The organism is Propionivibrio sp. (genome assembly GCF_041441355.1).
Lineage (GTDB): Bacteria > Pseudomonadota > Gammaproteobacteria > Burkholderiales > Rhodocyclaceae > Propionivibrio.
This window is the reverse complement of sequence record NZ_JASDTF010000028.1, coordinates 117,712-137,624: the sequence shown is the minus strand read 5'-3', so window position 1 is coordinate 137,624 and position 19,913 is coordinate 117,712. Positions and strand designations below refer to the sequence as shown.

Below are 19,913 nucleotides of genomic sequence, written 5' to 3'. Positions count from 1 at the left end.
CCGTGCGCCGCGGGCTTTAGTCCAGGCGCACGGAATGACCGGACTGTTGCGAAATCAGTGCCGCAAGCGCCGCGAACAATTCGCGCCCATCGCGCGTATCGCGCCAATGGGCGCCGTCCCAGCGAAAATGGAAGCCGCCGGAGCGCGCTGCAACCCAGATTTCCTGCGCCGCCGAATGCCGGTTGACGACGATCTGCGCTCCGCCGGAGAACTCGATCTCCAGCATTCCGCTGCCTGACCACTGGACGTCAAGATCGAGATCGCAGGCCTCGAGCGCATGGTCCAGACGCGCCAGCGCGGCGTCGGCAAGCGCACCAAATTCGCTTTCGTTCATTGTGCTAACATTCCCCAATTTTTCGCTTCGGACGATCATGCGCCGCGCCCTCTTGCTCTTCATCCCGCTGCTGACGGCCCTGACCGCGTGTGGCACGCGCGGTCCGCTGACACTCCCACCGCCCGCCGCGCAAACCGCGCCGAAGCCGCCGCCCAGCGCTGCGCCGGCCCCTGCCAACGATCTTAACACGGCCCGTCCGCCCTCCCGATGAATGCCTTCCATCTGAAAAACGGCGTCCTGCACGCCGAGTCTGTCCCGTTGACCGCGGTCGCCGAACGTTTCGGAACACCGTGCTACGTCTACTCACGCGCCGCCCTGACGAACGCCCTGCTTGAGTTCCAGCAAGAACTCTCCGGCCTCGACGCGCTGGTCTGCTACGCGATGAAGGCCAATTCCAATCTGGCGGTGCTCAACGTCTTCGCCCGCCTTGGCTCCGGCTTCGATATCGTTTCTGGTGGCGAGCTGCAGCGCGCCCTGGCGGCCGGCGGCGACCCGCAAAAAATCGTCTTCTCCGGCGTGGGCAAGCGCGTGGACGAAATACGGCAAGCGCTGGACGCAGGCATCCTCTGCTTCAACGTCGAGTCCGCGGCCGAGCTCGAGCGGCTCAATGAAGTGGCCGGCAGCCACGGCCGCAAAGCGCCGATCAGCCTGCGCGTCAATCCTGACGTCGATGCCAAGACCCACCCTTACATCTCGACCGGGCTCAAGGAAAACAAATTCGGCGTGGCCTTCGAAGAAGCCCTGGCGCTCTATCGCCGGGCCGCCGAATTGCCGCACCTCACGATCAACGGCATCGACTGCCACATCGGTTCGCAGCTCCTCGACGCCGCACCGTTTGCAGAAGCCCTCGACAAGCTTCTGCAACTCGTCGACCGCCTGCAGTCCGAGGGCATCCAGCTGCATCACATCGACCTCGGCGGCGGCCTCGGCATCCGCTATCGCGACGAAACGCCGCCCAGCATCCAGGCTTACCTCGCGCCACTGCTGGGTGAGCTGAAGAACCGCCGACTCAAAATCCTGTTCGAACCCGGTCGCCGCCTGGTCGGCAACGCCGGCATCCTGCTCACCCGGGTCGAGTACCTCAAACCCGGCGAAGCCAAGAATTTCGCCATCGTCGACGCGGCGATGAACGACCTTGCCCGCCCCGCGCTCTACGACGCCTGGCACGACATCCAGCCGGTGAGCCCGCGTACGGGATCGCCGCGCGCCTGGGACATCGTCGGTCCGGTCTGCGAATCGAGCGACTTTCTCGGCCGCGAGCGCCCCCTCGACCTGCAGGCCGGCGACGTGCTCGCGGTCATGTCGGCGGGGGCCTACGGCATGACCATGAGTTCGAACTACAATACGCGCCCGCGCGCCGCCGAAGTGATGATCGATGGAGACACGATGCATCTGATTCGGCGCCGCGAAACCATCAACGATCTCTACGCGCACGAAACCCTGCTGCCATGATCAATCATCGCCTTGTTTTGGTCCTCCTCTCCGTTCTGGCCGTCACCGCGTGCTCAGACAACAAGGCGAAGAAAAAACCACCCTCCCCGCCGGTCCCCGTCGCCGTCGCCAAGGCAACGGCGCGCGACATCCCGGTCGAGCTGAAAGTCGTCGGACGTGCCGAGGCCTTCGAGAGCGTGATCATCAAATCGCGCGTGGACGGCCAAGTGGCCTCGGTACATTTCACCGAAGGGCAACACGTCAAACAGGGGGACGTGCTCATCCGCCTCGACCCGACCGACTTCGCCGCCCGCCTGCGCCAGGCTGAAGGCAGCGCCGCGCGCGACGAAGCCTTGATTGCCAAGACCCGTGCCGACACGGCGCGCTACACGGCCCTGCGCGAACGCAATTTCGTCTCCGAGGAAAAGGTCAACGACATCCGCACCAACGAAGCCGCGGCAGCCGCCAACCTCAAGGCCAGCCAGGCCGCGGCCGAAGTCGCCCGCTTGCAGCTCTCCTACACGACGATCCGCGCCCCGATCACCGGCATCGTCGGCGCGCGCCTGGTCTTCCCGGGCTCGTCGGTCAAGATCAACGACACGACGCTGGCCGTGGTCAACCGTGCCAGTCCGCTCCTCGTCGCCGCGTCGATTCCGGAGAAGCACTTACCGCGCCTGCGCGCGGCGATGAAAAGCGGCGGCATGCAAGTCGACGTCAGCATTCCGAATGACCGCCAGCAGAGCTTCAAAGGTACCGTCCGCTTCATCGACAACGCCGTCGACCCGGCCACCGGCACCATCCTGATGAAGGCTGAAATTCCGAACACGGACGAGAAGCTGACGCCGGGGCAATTCCTCAACCTTTCGCTCATCCTCGAAACCCTCAAGGACGCAAGCACGATCCCCAACGAAGCCGTGCAACAAGGTGCCGAAGGCAATTACGTCTACGTCGTCAACGAGGACGGCACGGTCACCAACCGCAATGTCCAGGTGCTCGCGGCCTACGAAGGCTATTCAGCGATCGGCAAGGGCGTCGAACTCGGCGAGACCGTCGTCACCGACGGCCATCTGCGCCTTACGCCCGGGGCCAAGGTCAAGACCAAGTCGCCCGAAGACGCTAGCAAGAAAGAGCCGTCGGAATCGCCGGCACAAAACGACGCGCAAAAGAAAAACTAAGGGGACGTCATGAATCTGCCCGAGCTTTGCATCCGGCGGCCGGTCATGACCACGCTGCTGATGGCGGCGTTCGTCATCTTCGGCCTGATCGCCTACCGCGCGCTGCCCGTCTCCGAACTGCCCAGCGTCGATTTCCCGACCATCCAGGTCACCGCCAACCTGCCCGGCGCCTCGCCCGAGACCATGGCGGCTGCGGTCGCCACCCCCCTCGAAGGCCAGTTCTCGACCATCGCCGGCCTCGACTCGATGAGTTCGACGAGCGGCCAAGGGACGACCTCGATCACCCTGCAGTTCTCGCTCGACCGCAACATCGACGCTGCGGCGCAAGACGTCCAGTCGGCGATTGCCGCGGCGCAGCGCCGCTTGCCGTCGAGCATGCCGACGCCACCTTCGTTCCGCAAGATCAACCCGGCCGACGCCCCGATCTTCTTCATCGCCCTGTCATCGCCCACCTTGCCGCTGCCGGTGGTGCACGAGTACGCCGAGACGCAGCTCGCCCAGCGCCTGTCGACGATCAGCGGCGTCGCCCAGGTACAGGTCTTCGGCTCGCAGAAATATGCAGTTCGAATTCGCGCCAACCCGGACCAACTGGCGGCGCGCGGCATGGGCATCGACGAGTTGCAGCAGGCTGTCGTCCAGGCCAACGTGAATCAGCCGATCGGCCTGCTCGACGGCGAACGTCAGGCCTTCGCGATCAAGGACAACGGCCAACTGACCACCGCCGAAGCCTACCGCCCCTTGATCGTTGCCTGGCGCAACGGCGCGCCGGTGCGTCTCGAGGACGTCGCCACGCCAATCGACGGCGTCGAAAACAAACGTGTCGCGGCCTGGAACGTCGACAAGCGCGCCATCGTGCTTGCCATCCAGCGCCAGCCAGGCGCCAACACCATCGAGACGGTCGACGCCATCAAGCGCATTCTGCCGAGCTTCCAGGCCAAACTGCCGGCCGCGATCAGCATGACCACGCTCTACGACCGCAGCGTCTCGATCAAGGAGAGCGTCGAGGACGTCGAGATCACCCTCGTGATCGCCGGCTTCCTGGTCATCCTCGTCATCCTGCTCTTCCTGCGCAACCTCTCGGCAACGATCATCCCCGCGCTGGCGCTACCGATCTCGGTGATCGGCACCTTCGCCGTGATGCACGTCCTCGGCTTCAGCCTCGACAACCTGTCGCTGCTCGCGCTCACGCTCGCCGTCGGCTTCGTCGTCGACGACGCCATCGTCATGCTGGAGAACATCGTCCGCCACATCGAACTCGGCGAGCAACCCTTGCAGGCGGCGATCAAGGGCTCGCGCGAGATCGGCTTCACCATCATCTCGATGACCATCTCGCTGATCGCGGTGTTCATCCCCATCCTGTTCATGAGCGGCATCGTCGGGCGCCTGCTCAACGAATTCGCGGTCACCATCTGCGCCGCGATCATCGTCTCGGGCATCGTTTCGCTGACCCTCACCCCGATGCTTTGCAGCCGCTACCTCGCGCATTCGAACACCGAGGAACACGGACGCGCCTTCCGCCTCTTCGACGACCTGTTCCAGCGCCTGCTGAGCGGCTACGAGAAGACGCTCAGCATCGCCATGCGCCACCCGCGCGCGGTGGTCGCCAGCTTCGTGCTCACCCTCTTCGCCACTGCCGGCCTTTATACGCAGATCCCCAAGGAATTCCTGCCCAGCGGCGACACCGGCCAGATCACCGCCGTCACCGAAGGGGCGCAGGACATCTCCTTCGCGGCAATGGTCGAGAAGCAGCGCGCCGTCGCCGCCATCATCGCCCAGGACCCGAACATCCGTTCCTTCATGTCCTCGGTCGGCGCCACCAACTCGCGCCCGACGACCAACACCGGCTCGCTCAACATGATCCTCAAGCCGCGCGACGAACGCGAGCTGTCGGCCGACCAGATCATCCAGCAACTACGGCCCAAGCTCGCCGCGGTGCCGGGCATCCGGGTGTACATGCAGAACCCGCCCTCGATCCGCATCGGCGGCCAGGTCACTTCAGCCCAGTACCAATACACGCTGCAGAGCACCGACCTCGACGAGCTCTACCACTGGACCGACGTCTTGGTCGATCGCATCCGCGCCCTGCCCGGCTTCATCGACGTCACCAGCAACCTCAACAACATGAGCCCGGTCGTCGCGCTTGAAGTCGACCGCGAGAAAATCGCCGCGCACGGACTCTCCTTCGCCCAGGTCGAAGACGCCCTGCAGAGCGCCTTCAGCTCGCGCCAGATCTCGACCATCTACGGCGCCTCCAGCCAATACCAGGTGATCCTTGAAGTGGCGCCGGATTACCAGCTCGACCCGTCGATGCTCTCGCGCGTCTATGTGCGCGCCGCGGGCGCCGGCACCCGGCTCAACGCGCCGGACTCGAACGGCAAGCTGATCCCGCTCGATACGGTGGTCAACGTCACCCGCAAGACGCAAGCGATGACGGTCAACCACCAGGGGCAACTCCCCTCGGTGACCATCTCGTTCAACCTCCTGCCCGGCACCTCGCTCGGCGACGCGGTCGACCGGATCAAGGGGCTGGAACAGGAAATCCGCCTGCCGGCCTCGCTCGGCACCAGCCTGCAAGGCACGGCGCAAGCCTTCCAGTCCTCGCTCAAGGGGCTCGGCATGCTGCTGGTGATCGCCGTGCTGGTCGTCTACATCGTCCTCGGCATCCTCTACGAGAGCTTCATCCACCCGCTGACCATTCTCTCGGGCCTGCCTTCGGCAGCGCTCGGCGCCCTCGTCACCCTGCTCCTCTTCCGGGTCGATCTGAGCCTCTACGCCTTCGTCGGCGTCATCATGCTGATCGGCATCGTCAAAAAGAACGCGATCATGATGATCGACTTCGCCCTCGAGCGACAACGCCACGACAAGATCGCCGCTTACGAGGCGATCTTCCAGGCCTGCCTGATCCGCTTCCGGCCGATCATGATGACCACCCTGGCCGCCCTCGTCGGCACCCTGCCGATCGCCCTGGGCCTCGGCGCCGGCGCGGAAGTCCGTCAGCCGCTCGGACTCGCGGTGGTCGGCGGCCTGATGGTGTCGCAGGTACTGACCCTCTACCTCACCCCGGTCGTCTACCTCTACCTCGACAAACTGACCCGGCGCGAGGAAGCCGCGCACGTCCATTTCGACAGCGATCCCACGTGACCCTGCCTTCCACTTCCGCCCTCGACCACCTGCGCCTCGACAAATGGCTCTGGGCCGCGCGCTTCTTCAAAACGCGCGCCCTGGCCTGCGCCGCCGTCAGCGCCGGGCACGTTCGCCTTGGCGGCCACGGCGTCAAGCCGGCGCGCGAAGTCCGCTGCGGCGACACCCTCGACATCCTTGTCGGCGAAAATCGATGGACGATCGTTATTCAGGGGATCAACCCGCTGCGCCGCCCCGCCAGCGAAGCGCAACAGCTCTACCGTGAAAGCGAGGAAAGCCTGGCCCGTCGTCAGGCCCAGCAGGAGGCGAGACGCTTGGCCCCGACGCCCGGCAGCGACCTGCGCGGCCGCCCGACCAAGAAAGCCCGCCGCCAGATCCACGGGTTCAACACGGGCGACTGAGCCCTCGCTTCCCGGGGCCGCACGCGGCGCGATTGCAGTCGCATCGTTCCATTCGCCCTAAGCGCATAAGGAGACGCAAATGAACACAGCCATGGTCAAAGGCATCCTGATCGGAGGACTGGTCACTGTCGGCATCACGGCCGGCGGCATGGTCGGCTATCAGGCCTACACCCAGCCCAAGTACGCCGAAGTCCTGGCCGTCAAACCGGTGACCGAAACGGTCAAGCAAGCGCGCGAGGAATGCCATGATGTCGCGGTCCAGCGCAAGGCTCCGGTCAAGGACGAGAACCGCATCGCCGGCACGGTGATCGGCGGCGTCATCGGCGGTGCCCTGGGGAGCACCATCGGCGGAGGCCGTGGCCAGACGGTAGCCACCGTCGCCGGCGCAGCGGCCGGCGGCTACGCCGGCAACCAGGTGCAGAAGAACATGCAGGACAAGGACGTCGAAACGCACGTCGAACGCCAATGCAAGACCGTTCACGACAACGTCCAGCGTCCGGTCGGCTTCGACGTCACCTACCGCCTGAACGGCAAGCAGGACACAATCCGCCTCGATCACGATCCGGGTCCGCAGATTCCGGTCCAGGATGGGAAACTCGTGCTCAACACCCAGAATAAAGTCCCCAAGTAACCCCATCCGCTTGTTATGGCGCAGCGCGGCGCCAATAATGAAAGGCGCCCGCAAGTCTGGAAAGGCTTCCAGACGGAGTTTTCTATGTCTCAGTTTCGTCCCTCGCTGCGCCTTGCGCTGACCGTACCGCTGCTGGTCCTTTTTGCCGCCACGCTGGCGCTGCAGGCCTACACCCAGCACGAACAAATCGGGCTGCTCAGCGAGCGCTCGAGCGTCCGTCTGCTCGAAGCCATCGCCTCATCCACGCACACCCACCTGCGCGACTTCCTCGAGGAGCCTTTCCGGCTCCAGCGCGATCTGGGCGACGATCTGGTTCGGCACAGAATCAATCCCGAGGACGAACTGCGCACGATGTACTCGCTGTTCCTCCACGTTTTCAAAACCCTTTACGCCGACCAACACCAGATCGAGGCCGTGGGTCTGGGCAACCCGAATGGCGACTTCGCCGGCGTCAGGCGGGCTCCGGACGGGAGCTTCAAATTGATGCTCAAGGACCGGAACAGTGGCGGCGCTTTGCGCATTTTCGCGGGCGAAAGCCCGGCCACTCCGGAGCTCACGCTGCCCGCCTTCGACCCGCGCCAGCGCCCGTGGTACCAGACCGCCGCCGAGCTCGACCGCCCCGGCTGGGCGCCGCTCTACACCAATCAGAAGGATGAACGCGCCGAGGTCATTCTCTCGGCCGTCAGCCCGGTCAAACGCGACGGGAAACTGAGCGGCGTCATGTTCGCCGATGTCAGCCTGCACGGAATCAACCGCTTCCTGCGCGAAGAACAACTGCGCGGCGAGGGCCTGCTGCTGATCGTCGATGCCGACGGACGCATCGTCGCCCAGTCGGAAACGACGCCGATGTTCACCCCGCTCAGCCCGAACCGGCAACGTGAACGCCTCACCGTTGCCCAAAGCGCCTCCCCGCTGATCCGGGCCGTCGCGCCACGGCTTCAGGGGCCGGACGGAGAACGCGAGCAGCGCTTCACCCTCCGACACGACGGTCAGCTTTACTTTGGACACAGCCAGCCCTATGCCGACCCGCGCGGGATCGATTGGCACATCGTGGCCCTGCTTCCCGAGAGCGAGTTGCTCGGCGCGGCGCGCGCCGCCAGCGAACGCGCGCTCTACTGGGGCCTGCTGATCGACGGGCTGGGCATCCTCTGCATCCTCTGGATCATTCATCGCCTGACCGCCCAGATCCGACAGACTGCGCAGGCCGCCACCCGGCTCTCCCTGGGCGACTGGGACAGCACCGCGCACCGCGCGTCCCGGCTCGCCGAAACCACCCAGCTGGTCGACGCGTTCAACGCCATGAGTCAGCGCCTGCAGCATTCCTTCGCCCGCCTGCAACAGCAGATTCTCTACGACGAGCTGACCGGCCTGTGCACCCGGCGCGGCCTGCTGGAGAAAGTGAATTGGCCGCAAACGCGGCCCACCGTCCTGGTGCTGATCGGACTCGATCGTTTCCGTTCGATCAACGACACCGTCGGCTTCAGCACCGGCGACGTCCTGCTCCAGACCATCGCCCTGCGTCTGCAGCACCACATCGATCGCGACGCGCTGCTCGCCCGTGTCGGCGGCGACGAATTCGCCGTGCTCGCCCCCCTGCCCGCGGAGGCCGAAACGGCGCCCATCGCCTTCGGCGAACGACTGCAAGCCCTGTTCGAGGCCCCGTTCGCGTGCGGCGCCGACGCCTTGACCCTGAGCGTGTCGCTGGGCGTCGTCGCCGGACGGCTCGCCGCCAGCGAGCTCCCGGAATGGCTGCGCCGGGCCAGCATCGCCCTCGGTGCGGCCAAGCGCCGGCCAGGCAGCCCCCCCGTGGTGTTCAGCGCCGCGATGCTCGATTCCTCGCTCGAGCACGCCCGGCTGGTCACCGCCTTGCGCCGCGCACTGCAACTGAACGAATTCGTGGTGCACTACCAGCCGATCGTCGATCTCGCCAACCAGCGCCCGATCGGCGTCGAAGCGCTGGTGCGCTGGCAAAGCCCCGAGCGCGGACTGGTGCCGCCGGGCGTTTTCATTCCGGTCGCCGAAGAATCCGACCTGATCCTCGAAATCGACGAACGCGTGCTGCGTCTCGCCTGCAGCGAAGTGGCTCGCCAGCTCGAAGCGCTGCCGGACGACTTCGACCTGCACGTCAATCTCTCGCCGCGGCAGTTGATCCAGGCGAACTTCTTTTCCACGCTGGAAGAAATCCTGCGCACCAGCGGCCTACCGCCCGAACGGCTGACCCTGGAACTGACCGAGTCCCAACTCGTTGAGGAAGACCAGGCGATCAGCGAGCGCCTGCGCCGTATCCGTGACCTCGGCTGCCGCATCGCCATCGACGACTTCGGCACCGGCTATTCATCGCTCGCCTACCTGAGCCGACTGCCCTTCGACTGCCTGAAGATCGACAAGCACTTCGTGCAGAAAATGCAGACCTCGCCCCAGGACGCCTCGATCATCACCGGCGTCCTGCACATGGCCCGCGGCTTCGGGGTCAATGTCGTCGCCGAAGGCGTGGAAACGGCCGCCGAGGCCGCTTGCCTGAAAGTCATGGGCTGCCCGCAGGGGCAGGGTTATTACTTCGGACGACCGGCCCCGCTCGAGGCACTCACCAGTGCCGCGCGACCGGCCCCCGTCCCCCCGGGTTAGGCCGCCAGCCGACGCAAGACCTCGCCGGCCGCGAGCACCTGCGCCCGCGTCACGTCACGGTGGGTCACCAGGCGCACCGCATCCGGCGCGCTGGCGTTGGCCAGCACCCCGTGCTCGCGCAAACGGGCGACGAACTCGGCGGCGCTCAGCCCCAGCGCACCAACCCCGAGGCGGACGATGTTGGTCTGCACCGTCGTAAGATCGACGTCCAGTCGGCTATCGGCCGCTGCCTCGGCCAGCAGGCGGGCATTCTCGTGGTCCTCGGCGAGCCGCTCGACCATGTGCTTCAAGGCCACGATCCCGGCCGCAGCGATCACCCCGGCCTGGCGCATGCCGCCGCCGAGCAGACGGCGGTAGCGGCGCGCCTCGGCGATGAACTCGGCATCGCCGACGAGCACCGAGCCGACCGGCGCGCAAAGCCCCTTCGACAGGCAGATCTGCACCGACTCGGCGTGCCGGGTCAACGCCTCGAGCGGCACCCCCTGCGCCACGGCAGCGTTGAAGATGCGTGCCCCATCGACGTGCACCGGCACGTCATGCTCGCGCGCCAGCGCGTGCAGCGCGGCCATTTCGTCCGGCGTGTAATACACACCGCCGCCCGCGTTATGGGTGTTCTCCAGCGCCAACAAGGCCGCCCCGGGGCAGTTCGACTTGCGCCGCGCGATGTACGGTGCGACGCGTTCCGGCGTCAGCTTGCCGTGCGGGACTTCGATCGTCCGCGTCTGCGCACCGCTGAGCGCGGCGATGCCACCGCTCTCGTTGCCGACGATGTGCGCGCTGGCGTCGCACAGCACTTCCGTTCCGCGGCCGGCGCGCACCATCACCGCCAACTGGTTGCCTTGCGTGCCGCTGGTCACGTACAGCGCCGCCGCCTTGCCGGCCATCTCCGCCGCCAGCGCTTCCAGCGCGCGCACAGTCGGGTCCTCGCCGTAGCAGTCGTCGCCGAGTTCGGCCGTATACATCGCCAGACGCATTTCCGGCGTCGGCTTGGTCAGCGTGTCGCTGCGTAGATCGATCAGGTCCATCGGGTGTTCTCCTTTCTTTCCGGAAGTTTCAGGCTCTGTCAGCACATTCCGTCTCGCGCATGGCGCGTTTGTTCATTTTGCCGACGCTGGTCTTGAGCAACTCCGACACGAAGCGCACCTGCAACAGCACGCCATGCCGCGACACCCCGGTCTGTTCGATCAGCTGCGCCGCGAAGCGCCGGATTTCGTGCTCGTTCGCCGTCGCCACCGCCTCCGGCTTGCGCACCACCAGCGCCAGAGGCCGCTCGCCCCACTTCTCGTCGGGCACGCCGATCACCGCCACCTCATGCACCGCCGGATGGCGGCCGACGATGTCTTCCAGTTCGAGCGACGAAGTCCATTCACCGGCGGTCTTGATCACGTCCTTGATCCGGTCGGTCAGCTGCAGATAGCCGCGCGCATCGATGTGGCCGATGTCCTGCGTGTGCAGGTAACCGCCGGCCCACAGTTCGGCCGAAGCCTGCTCGGCCTTGAGGTAACCCTGCGTCAGCCAGGGCGCGCGCACCACGACTTCACCGGCGCTGGCTCCGTCGCGCGGCAAAGGCTCGAAATCGGGGCCGACGGTGCGCAGATCGACCAGCGGCAAGGGCCGCCCGGTCTTGCACCGCAGACGCGCCTGCGCTTCGGGCGAGGCCTCCATGTCCGCCGATTCGAGGTGGGCGATGGTCAGCACCGGGCAGGTTTCCGACATGCCATAACCGGTCAGCAGATCGATGCCGCGCGCCATCGTCGTTAGCGCCAAGGCCTGCGACAGCGCCGAGCCGCCGATCAGCACCTTCCAGCCCGAAAGATCGGTCCGCTCGGCGTCCGGATGGGCCAGCAGCATCTGCAGGATCGACGGGACACAATGGGAAAAGCTCACCTTTTCCTGCACGATCAGTTGCAGCAAGGTCGCCGGCAGGTAACGCCCCGGATAGACCTGCTTGATCCCGAGCAAGGTCGCCACATAGGGGAAGCCCCAGGCGTGGACGTGGAACATCGGCGTAATCGGCATGTACACGTCTTCACGGCACAAGCGGCCATTGGCCGGCGCGCTGCCCATCGCGGTCGCCACCCCGAGGGTGTGCAGGACAAGCTGGCGATGGCTGAAGAAGACGCCTTTGGGCAGGCCGGTCGTGCCGGTGGTGTAGAAGACCGTGGCTTGCGCGTTCTCGTCGAAATCTGGGAAGTCGTAGTTCGCATCGGCGGCAGCGAGCAGCGCCTCGTATTCGCCGGAAATACTTACCGGCGCATCGGCCGGCGTCGCCACGCCATCACGCCCGTGCTCATCGTCGATCAGGACGAAGCAGCGGACGGTTTCCAGGCGCGCGACGATCGGCGCCAGCAGCGGAAAGAACTCGCGATTGACGAGCAGCACGTCGGCCTGGGCATGGTTGAGCGTATAGAGAATCTGCTCGGCCGAAAGGCGCACGTTCACCGTCTGCAACACAGCGCCCATCATCGGCACGGCAAAGAAGGCTTCGAGATAACGGTGGCTGTCCCAATCCATCATCGCCACCGTCTGGCCGGGCTCGACGCCCTGCGCCGCCAGGGCCGAAGCCAGCCGGCCGATGCGCTGGCGCAGTTCGCGGTAGCTGTGGCGGACCTTGCCGCGGTAGGTGATTTCCTGGTCGCCGGCGACCGCCAACGGGGTATGCAGCAGGTGCTTGATCAGCAGTGGATAAGCATAGGCCGAGGGCGTCGGGGGCAGAATCTTGACCGGCATGGGGCGGACTCGCGAACGGAAGAAGAAGGCTTCATCTTACTCCGCCCGAGCCGCGCTCCTGCATATGCAGAACAGATTTTTACGTTGTCAGGCGACCAAAAAAAGGTCACCCATCCACATCGGCGCACCCGGGACCTTTCCCTGAAACCGGAACTCGACGCAGAATCCGTTTTCGAACCTTCCCCCACCGGAGTCCTGTCGATGTTTCGTGCCCTTGCCCACGCGCCGTTTGCCGGCATCACCCTGGCGGCCGCCGGACTGCTGATGGTGACGATGGGCGCCCGCCAGTCCTTCGGCCTGTTCCTCGCGCCGATCGACGCCAGCACCGGGCTCGGCGTCGCCGCGCTCAGCTTCGCGCTCGCCGTCGGCCAGCTGATGTGGGGGGTCGCGCAGCCCGTCGCGGGGGCGCTCGCGGACCGCTACGGCGCCCGCCCGGTGCTGCTTGGCGGCCTGCTCCTGCTCGCCGCCGGCTGCGCCCTCACGCCACTGATGAATTCGGCGACGGGGTTCAGCGTCACCCTCGGCCTGCTCGCCGCCATCGGCTCGGGCGCCGGCAGCTTCTCGGTACTGATCGGCGCCGCCGCCACCCGCCTGCCGCTCGAAGCGCGAGCGACCGCCTCGGGCGTCATCAACGCCGGCGGCTCCTTCGGCCAGTTCGTCTTCGCCCCGATCCTGCAGAAGCTGATCCTCGTCCTGGGCTGGTTCGGCGCCCTGTGGGCGCTTGCCGGCGTTGTTCTCGCCGCGCTGCCGCTGGTCGGACGCATCGCGCCACGCGCGCCAGCGGACGCGCCCTGCAAGGCCGCCAGCGCGCCCAGCGGACCGGGCCTGTGGCCCAGCGTCCGGCAGGCGCTCGCCGACCCCAGCTATCGCCTGCTGCACGCCGGCTTCTTCACCTGCGGCTTCCACATCGCCTTCCTGGTCACGCACCTGCCGGGCGAAGTCAATCTGTGCGGCCTGCCGCCGACCGTCGCCAGCTGGTCGCTGGCGATCATCGGCCTGTTCAACATCGCCGGCAGCCTCTATGCCGGCGCCTGCGTCGCCCGCTACCGCAGCAAGCATGTGCTGTTCTGGTTGTACGGATCGCGCGCGGCGATGATCGCGCTCTACCTCGCGGCCCCGCGCACCGACCTGACGTTTTACCTCTTCGCCGCCGGCCTCGGCTTCACCTGGCTGGCCACCGTCCCGCCCACCGCCGCGATCGTCGGCAAGCTCTTCGGCGTGCGCTACCTCGGCACCCTCTTCGGCCTGACCCTGCTCTCGCACCAGATCGGCGGCTTCCTCGGCGCCTGGCTGGGCGGCCTGTCGATCACCCGCTTCGGCGACTACACTTGGATGTGGTACGCCGACATCACCCTCGCCGCGCTGGCCGCCCTCGTCAACCTGCCGATCCGCGAGGCGCAGGTGCTTCCCGCCCCGCGCGCCGCCTGAACATGCCTTCATTCCGCCCCTACACCACCCGCTGCATCACCCTCCGCGGCCGCCACCTGCACCTTTATGCCTGGGGCGCGGAGCAGCCCGACCCCGCCGCGACGCTTTTCTGCCTGCACGGCTGGGGCGATCTGGGCGCCTCATTCCAGTTCGTCGTCGACGCGTTGCCGCACGACTGGCGCATCCTCGCGCCGGATTGGCGTGGCTTCGGGCGCAGCGCGCACAACGACGGCCCTTACTGGTTCCCGGACTACCTGGCCGACCTCGACGCCCTGCTCGAGGCGCTCAGTCCGAACCGGCCGGCCACGCTCGTCGGCCACAGCCTGGGCGGCATCGTCGCCAGCTTGTACGCCGGCATCCGCCCGGAACGGGTCGCCCACCTCGCACTGCTTGAAGGCCTAGTGCTCTGGTCCGAAGCGCCGGAGCGCGCGCCCGAGCGCTGCGCGGGGTGGCTCGATGCCGTGCGCGGCGAAGACAAGCCTTTCCCACGCTTTCGCAGCTACGCCAGCCCGGAAGCGTTCGCCGCACGCCTGCAGCGCGACAATCCGCGCCTGACCTCCGAACGGGCGGAATTCATCGCCCGGCACGCGCTGACGCGCGACACCGACGGCCGCCTGAGCGTCAGCGCCGACCCGCGCCACCGCTGGCCGGCCCCGACCCTGTTCCCCTTGGACGAAGCCATGGCCTGCTGGCGTCGAGTACGCGCCCCAACGCTCTCGCTGCTCGGCGCCGACTCGAAGCTTCCCGCCCCCGGGCACCTCGACGCAGCCGCACTCGCTGCCCGGCATGCCTGCTTTTCCCAGCTGCGTACGGCACGCCTCGATAACTGCGGCCACAACCTCCACCATGATCGCCCGGACGCCGTCGCGGCACACCTGCAGGCGCTGCTCGCCCCATGAAGCCGCGCAAAGCCGCTCCGCACACGCCCCACGCGCCCGCCCCCGGCTGCGCTAAAATGCTGCCATTCCAGATTCCGAAACCGATGCTCAGGCCTTAGTCATGGACCTTTCCTCGCTGCAAACCCTGTTCATTCCGCTCCTGCAAATCATCGGCATCAACATCGTCCTCTCCGGCGACAACGCGGTGGTCATCGCCCTTGCTTCGCGCGCACTGCCCCCCGAACAGCAACGCCGGGCCATCGCCTGGGGATCGGGCGCCGCCATCGTGATGCGCATCGTGCTCACCTTCACCGCCGTTGCCCTGCTGGAAATGCCCTACCTCAAGCTGGTCGGCTCGCTGTTCCTCATCTGGATTGGCATCCAGTTGCTCGACTCCGACGAAGAGGACGGCCCGGTCGAATCGGGCGGCACCGTCGCCACGGCCATCCGCACCATCCTGATCGCCGACCTGGTGATGAGCCTGGACAACGTGCTCGGCGTCGCCGCCGCAGCCAAGGGCAACACGCTCCTTTTGGTGCTCGGCCTCGGCATTTCGATCCCGCTCGTCATCTTCGGCGCCAACCTGCTGCTGCGCCTGATGGAACGCTTCCCGATCATCGTCACCCTCGGCGCCGCGCTGCTCGGCTACGTCGGTGGCGAAATGGCGGTGAACGATCTGGCGGTGGTCGGCTGGATCGATTCGCACTTCTACGCCCTGCACCAGATCGTACCGATCGGCTGCGCGGCGTTCATCGTCGTCGTCGGCAAACTGATGGCCGCGCGCCGACAGTCGGCGGCCTGAGCCTCGCCTGAGCCTCACTGCCCGCTTCGCGGAGGAAAACATGCAATCGGTACTGATCCCGGTCGACGGCTCGGCCTGCGCCCTGCGCGCCGTCGACCTCGTCCTCGCCAAGCGCGCCCGCTACCACCACCCCGACGAACTGGCCATCCACCTCGTCAATGTCCAGCCGCCGCTGCCGCACGCGGTCACCCGCTTCGTCAGCCCGCAGCAGGTCGCCGATTATCACCGTAGCGAAAGCGATCGACTGAGCGCAGACGCCCGCGCCCGACTCGACGCCGCCGGCGCCTCGTACACCTACCACCCGCGGGTCGGCAGCGTGGCTGACGAGATCGTGGCGCTGTCCACGCAGCTGGGCTGCGACCAGATCGTCATGGGCACGCACGGCCACACGGCACTCACGGAGTTCATGCTGGGTTCGGTCACGGCCAAGGTCATCCACCTCACCCGGATTCCCCTGCTGCTGGTCAAATAAGCCGCCCGCCAACGCGCTTCGCCCCCCCGGGCAACTGACTATACTGAAACTACCGGCAACGTCCCGCGTTCCGGAACCGGCCCGTAGCCGTACGGACGGGCCGCATGAGCTGTCCCTTCTTCACCCTAGGAGGTTCGCGATGAAAAGCGTTCTGCTGCCCGTCGACGGCTCCCCTTGCGCCCTACGCGCCGTCGAACTCATCCTGGCCAAGCGGGCCCGCTACAGCCGCCCGGAAGAGCTGGCCATCCATCTCGTTAACGTGCAACTGCCCTTTACCGTCGAGGACATCCGCTGGGCGAGCAAGGAACAGTTGCACGAGTACTATCGTTCGCTCAGCGAACGCGACACCAAGAGCGCACGCGAAATGCTCGACCGCGCCGGGGTGCCATACACCTGCCATGAATTGATCGGCGACGCGGCCGAGGAGATCGTCGCACTCGCGACCGAGCTGCACAACGATCAGATCGTCATGGGCACACACGGCCGCGGCGCGCTGCAAGGGCTGCTGATGGGCTCGACGACGACCAAAGTCATCCACCTCGCCAAAGTGCCGGTCCTGCTCGTGAAATGAGCCTGGCACCGCGCCCGCCTCCCCGGCGGGCGCGGTAAAAAATCACAGCACGTAGCGCGACAAATCCTCGTTGCCGGACAATTCGCCCAAGCGCGCATCGACATAGGCCGCATCGATGCGCAGCGTCTGCGCGCCGGTGCTGTTGCCGGCCGCGAAAGCAATCTCTTCGAGCAAACGTTCCATAACGGTGTAGAGCCTGCGCGCACCGATGTTCTCGGTGCGCTCGTTCACCGACCAGGCGACTTCGGCCAGGCGTTCGATACCGTCGTCGGTGAACTCCAGCGTCACCTCTTCGGTCGCCAGCAGGGCGCGGTACTGCATCGTCAGGCAGGCATCGGTCTGGGTCAGGATGCGCTGGAAGTCCGCCACTGACAACGATTCGAGCTCGACCCGGATCGGGAAGCGCCCTTGCAGCTCGGGAATGAGGTCGGACGGCTTGGCGAGGTGGAAGGCGCCGCTGGCAATGAAGAGCACATGATCGGTACGGATCATCCCGTATTTGGTCGACACCGTGGTGCCCTCGACCAGCGGCAGCAGGTCGCGCTGCACGCCCTGGCGCGAGACGTCGGCCCCCTGCAGGTCGCTGCGCGAAGTGATCTTGTCGATCTCGTCAAGAAACACGATGCCGTTCTGCTCGACATTACGCACCGCTTCAAGCTTCACCTCATCGTCATTGACGAGTTTGCTGGCCTCCTCGTCGACCAGCAGGCGCCGCGCCTCGGCGATGCGCAGCTTGCGCGGTTTCTTGCGCGCGCCGCCCAGGTTCTGGAACATGCCCTGGATCTGGTTGGTCAGGTCTTCCATTCCCGGCGGCGCGAAAATCTCGGCTTGCATCGACGGCCCGGCGAGTTCGAGTTCGATCTCCTTGTCATCGAGTTCGCCCTCGCGCAACCGTTTCCTGAATTTCTGCCGCGTCCCGTTGTCCTCGGACGACTGCCCGTCAGGGAAAAAATTACCCCGCGCCGGTGGCAGCAGAACGTCGAGGATGCGCTCCTCAGCCGCATCCTCGGCCCGGGCGCGCACCGCCTTCATGGCCTGCTCGCGTCCGTTCTTGATGGCGATCTCGGCCAGATCGCGGATGATGGTCTCGACGTCGCGCCCGACGTAGCCGACCTCGGTGAACTTGGTCGCCTCGACCTTGATGAACGGAGCGTTGGCGAGCCGCGCCAGCCGGCGCGCAATCTCGGTCTTGCCCACGCCGGTGGGGCCGATCATCAGGATGTTCTTGGGCGTGATCTCCTGCCGGAGCGGTTCGGCAACCTGGGCGCGACGCCAGCGGTTGCGCAACGCGATGGCCACGGCCTTCTTGGCCTTGGCCTGCCCGACGATGTGTTTGTCGAGTTCGTGGACGATTTCCTGCGGAGTCATTTGGGTCATAAACGATGAAGGGCAGCAAGAGGATGGCAAACGCACTATATTCTCATTGCCCACGCCGTGTGGCAAACTCGGTCGGGCTCTCTCGTCCTGCAGGAGTTCGTCGGTGAAAACCAGAACGCTCTATTTCGCGCCCGGCCGCGCCGCTCCGGGAATGACGCTTGCTCAGGCGATCCACGACAAAGATGGGCATATGCTGCTCGCCGCCGGCACGACGCTCGACGGAGCGATGCTCGAACGCCTGATCCGGCGCGGCATTGAGGTCATCGCCGTCCTTGTCGTCGACAACCGCTCGCCGGAAACCATTGCCGAAGAAATCCGCCTCGCCGAGGCGCGCGCTGCGGCCATTTTCCGCGCGCCCGGCTCAAACAGCCGCGCTTCGCTGCATGCCGCCGTCCTCGACTATCGCCGGGAAAGCCTGCAATGAACCCACCCACCCTCGTCGAACTGACCCGTCACGCATCGACCATCCCGTCGCTGCCCGAGGTCGTCGCCTACCTGATGCGCACGCTCAACGACGACCGCGCCGACATCGACACCCTGGCGCACCACATCAACTCCGACCCAGCCATCGTCGGCCGCCTTCTGGCCGCTGCCAACTCGGCAGCTTCGGGGCTATCGACGCGCATTTTTTCCGCCAAGCAGGCGTTCATGGTCCTCGGGGCCGACCGAGTCGTCAGCATCATCCTCGCCTCGGCCCTGGCTTACCGCTACGAAGTGCGCGGCAAGGCCTTCGACTCCTACCTGCTCTGGCAGCATTCGATCGGGGTTGCCACCTGTGCCCGCGCCCTGGCCGAGCAGAACGGCCGCATCGACCCCGAGTTGGCCTTCACCTGCGGACTATTGCACGACATCGGCCAGATTCTGATGTATGTCGTCTGCCCCACGCACTACACCCAAGTGCTGGAGCGCCACCAGCGCGACGACGTGCCGCTCGTCGACTGCGAACGCGAAATCTTCGGCTACGACCACACCTCGGCCGGAGAAGCCCTGGCGCTCGTCTGGCGCCTGCCGCGGGAAATCTGCACCGGCATCAGCGCCCACCACGCCCCGGATGAAGTCGGCTCGGACATCGGTTACCTGATACATGCCAGCGAGGTGCTCAGCCACGCGCTCGACCTCGGCGAACTCGAGAACAACCGCGTCCCTGACCTCTCCGACCTGGCCTGCGCCAAGCTGGGCCTCTCCTGGCCCGCCTTGAGCCGGCGCTTCGGGGAAATCGAGGCGCGCTACCAGGGTTTTCGCAGCGCCCTCGGCATCTGAGGCCCAGGCGCGAAACAGCGCCTCAGGCGCATTCAAACGGATGCGCCCGGCGAGCCGACGGCAGGCAACCGCCGGATCAGTCGAGCGTTTCGAGCGTGAAATTGTGGTTGGTATAGACGCAGAGGTCGCCGGCGATGGCCAGCGACTTGCGCACGATGGCCTCTGGGTCAAGCTCGGTGTTCTCGACCAGGGCCCGCGCCGCCGACAGCGCGTAGGCGCCGCCCGAACCGATCGCCACGACCCCGTACTCGGGTTCGAGCACGTCGCCATTGCCGGTGATGATCAACGAATTCTCGGCATCGGCGACCGAAAGCATGGCCTCGAGCCGACGCAGGGCGCGATCGCTGCGCCAATCCTTGGCCAACTCGACCGCTGAGCGCAACAAGTGGCCCTGATGCTTGTCGAGTTTGGCCTCGAAACGCTCGAACAGGGTAAAGGCGTCGGCAGTACCGCCCGCGAACCCCGCCAGAATGCGCCCGTGGTGGATGCGCCGAACCTTGCGCGCGCTGGCTTTGACGACGATGTTACCGAGCGTGACCTGCCCGTCGCCGCCCATCGCCACGCGTTTTCCGCGTCGCACCGAAAGGATGGTCGTGCCGTGATATTGCTCCATGCATGCTCCTGCGGGTTGAGTCGGCCTGCGTCACGCCTGCACCC

18 protein-coding genes are annotated in these 19,913 nt (G+C 66.2%); 13 read left to right on the top strand and 5 right to left on the bottom strand.

Annotation, left to right across the window (positions count from 1 at the left end):
* Nucleotides 1-16 precede the first annotated feature (16 nt).
* A complete protein-coding gene (gene cyaY, locus QMB55_RS11170) occupies nt 17-556 on the bottom strand; it encodes an iron donor protein CyaY (protein WP_497588784.1) in 540 nt (179 codons plus the stop codon).
* On the opposite strand from cyaY, the gene lysA reads away from it, so the two are divergent.
* The 6 genes from lysA (at nt 542) to QMB55_RS11140 (ending at nt 9,738) form a co-directional block, all read left to right on the top strand.
* On the top strand, nt 542-1,786 hold the full coding sequence (gene lysA / locus QMB55_RS11165) for a diaminopimelate decarboxylase (RefSeq protein ID WP_497588783.1): 1,245 nt from the start codon (nt 542-544) through the stop codon (nt 1,784-1,786). The genes cyaY and lysA overlap by 15 nt on opposite strands.
* Nucleotides 1,783-2,940: an efflux RND transporter periplasmic adaptor subunit gene (locus QMB55_RS11160; RefSeq protein WP_497588782.1), complete on the top strand. Its 1,158-nt coding sequence runs from the start codon at nt 1,783-1,785 to the stop codon at nt 2,938-2,940. Before lysA ends, QMB55_RS11160 begins: the two co-directional genes overlap by 4 nt.
* Before the next feature lie 9 nt (nt 2,941-2,949).
* A complete protein-coding gene (locus QMB55_RS11155) occupies nt 2,950-6,081 on the top strand; it encodes an efflux RND transporter permease subunit (RefSeq protein ID WP_497588781.1) in 3,132 nt (1,043 codons plus the stop codon).
* Nucleotides 6,078-6,482, top strand: coding sequence for an RNA-binding S4 domain-containing protein (locus QMB55_RS11150; RefSeq protein ID WP_497588780.1), 405 nt, complete (start codon nt 6,078-6,080; stop codon nt 6,480-6,482). Before QMB55_RS11155 ends, QMB55_RS11150 begins: the two co-directional genes overlap by 4 nt.
* A 79-nt stretch (nt 6,483-6,561) precedes the next feature.
* A complete protein-coding gene (locus tag QMB55_RS11145; protein WP_497588779.1) occupies nt 6,562-7,113 on the top strand; it encodes a glycine zipper 2TM domain-containing protein in 552 nt (183 codons plus the stop codon).
* Nucleotides 7,114-7,197: 84 nt separating this feature from the next.
* Complete coding sequence (locus QMB55_RS11140; RefSeq protein WP_497588778.1) at nt 7,198-9,738, top strand: bifunctional diguanylate cyclase/phosphodiesterase; 2,541 nt, start codon at nt 7,198-7,200, stop codon at nt 9,736-9,738.
* On the opposite strand, the gene QMB55_RS11135 is transcribed toward QMB55_RS11140, so the two are convergent.
* The gene (locus tag QMB55_RS11135) at nt 9,735-10,763 is read right to left on the bottom strand and encodes a threonine aldolase family protein (protein WP_497588777.1); all 1,029 of its coding nucleotides are present in this window, start codon (nt 10,761-10,763) and stop codon (nt 9,735-9,737) included. The two genes, QMB55_RS11140 and QMB55_RS11135, sit on opposite strands and share 4 nt — an antisense overlap.
* A gap of 28 nt (nt 10,764-10,791) precedes the next feature.
* Nucleotides 10,792-12,468: a fatty acid--CoA ligase gene (locus tag QMB55_RS11130; protein ID WP_497588776.1), complete on the bottom strand. Its 1,677-nt coding sequence runs from the start codon at nt 12,466-12,468 to the stop codon at nt 10,792-10,794.
* Nucleotides 12,469-12,669: 201 nt separating this feature from the next.
* Here QMB55_RS11130 and QMB55_RS11125 point away from each other — a divergent pair, with 201 nt between their 5' ends.
* The 5 genes from QMB55_RS11125 (at nt 12,670) to QMB55_RS11105 (ending at nt 16,619) form a co-directional block, all read left to right on the top strand.
* Nucleotides 12,670-13,896, top strand: a complete 1,227-nt coding sequence (locus tag QMB55_RS11125; RefSeq protein ID WP_497588775.1) for an MFS transporter — start codon at nt 12,670-12,672, stop codon at nt 13,894-13,896.
* Between the two features lie 2 nt (nt 13,897-13,898).
* Nucleotides 13,899-14,795 (top strand): alpha/beta fold hydrolase, encoded by an 897-nt coding sequence (locus QMB55_RS11120; protein WP_497588774.1) that lies wholly within the window; start codon nt 13,899-13,901, stop codon nt 14,793-14,795.
* Nucleotides 14,796-14,895: 100 nt separating this feature from the next.
* On the top strand, nt 14,896-15,576 hold the full coding sequence (locus QMB55_RS11115) for a TerC family protein (protein ID WP_497588773.1): 681 nt from the start codon (nt 14,896-14,898) through the stop codon (nt 15,574-15,576).
* A 40-nt stretch (nt 15,577-15,616) separates the two neighbouring features.
* Nucleotides 15,617-16,048, top strand: coding sequence for a universal stress protein (locus QMB55_RS11110; protein WP_497588772.1), 432 nt, complete (start codon nt 15,617-15,619; stop codon nt 16,046-16,048).
* Nucleotides 16,049-16,187: 139 nt separating this feature from the next.
* Entirely contained in the window at nt 16,188-16,619 is a 432-nt protein-coding gene (locus QMB55_RS11105; protein WP_497588771.1) for a universal stress protein, read from the top strand.
* Between the two features lie 42 nt (nt 16,620-16,661).
* Here the strand turns inward: QMB55_RS11105 and hslU are convergent, their stop codons facing one another.
* Complete coding sequence (gene hslU / locus QMB55_RS11100) at nt 16,662-17,996, bottom strand: ATP-dependent protease ATPase subunit HslU (protein WP_497588770.1); 1,335 nt, start codon at nt 17,994-17,996, stop codon at nt 16,662-16,664.
* 103 nt (nt 17,997-18,099) lie between these two features.
* Between hslU and QMB55_RS11095 the strand changes: the two genes are divergently transcribed.
* On the top strand, nt 18,100-18,420 hold the full coding sequence (locus tag QMB55_RS11095) for a hypothetical protein (RefSeq protein ID WP_497588769.1): 321 nt from the start codon (nt 18,100-18,102) through the stop codon (nt 18,418-18,420).
* A complete protein-coding gene (locus tag QMB55_RS11090; protein ID WP_497588768.1) occupies nt 18,417-19,256 on the top strand; it encodes an HDOD domain-containing protein in 840 nt (279 codons plus the stop codon). Before QMB55_RS11095 ends, QMB55_RS11090 begins: the two co-directional genes overlap by 4 nt.
* A gap of 76 nt (nt 19,257-19,332) precedes the next feature.
* On the opposite strand, the gene hslV is transcribed toward QMB55_RS11090, so the two are convergent.
* Complete coding sequence (gene hslV, locus QMB55_RS11085; RefSeq protein ID WP_497588767.1) at nt 19,333-19,869, bottom strand: ATP-dependent protease subunit HslV; 537 nt, start codon at nt 19,867-19,869, stop codon at nt 19,333-19,335.
* Nucleotides 19,870-19,913: the final 44 nt, after the last annotated feature.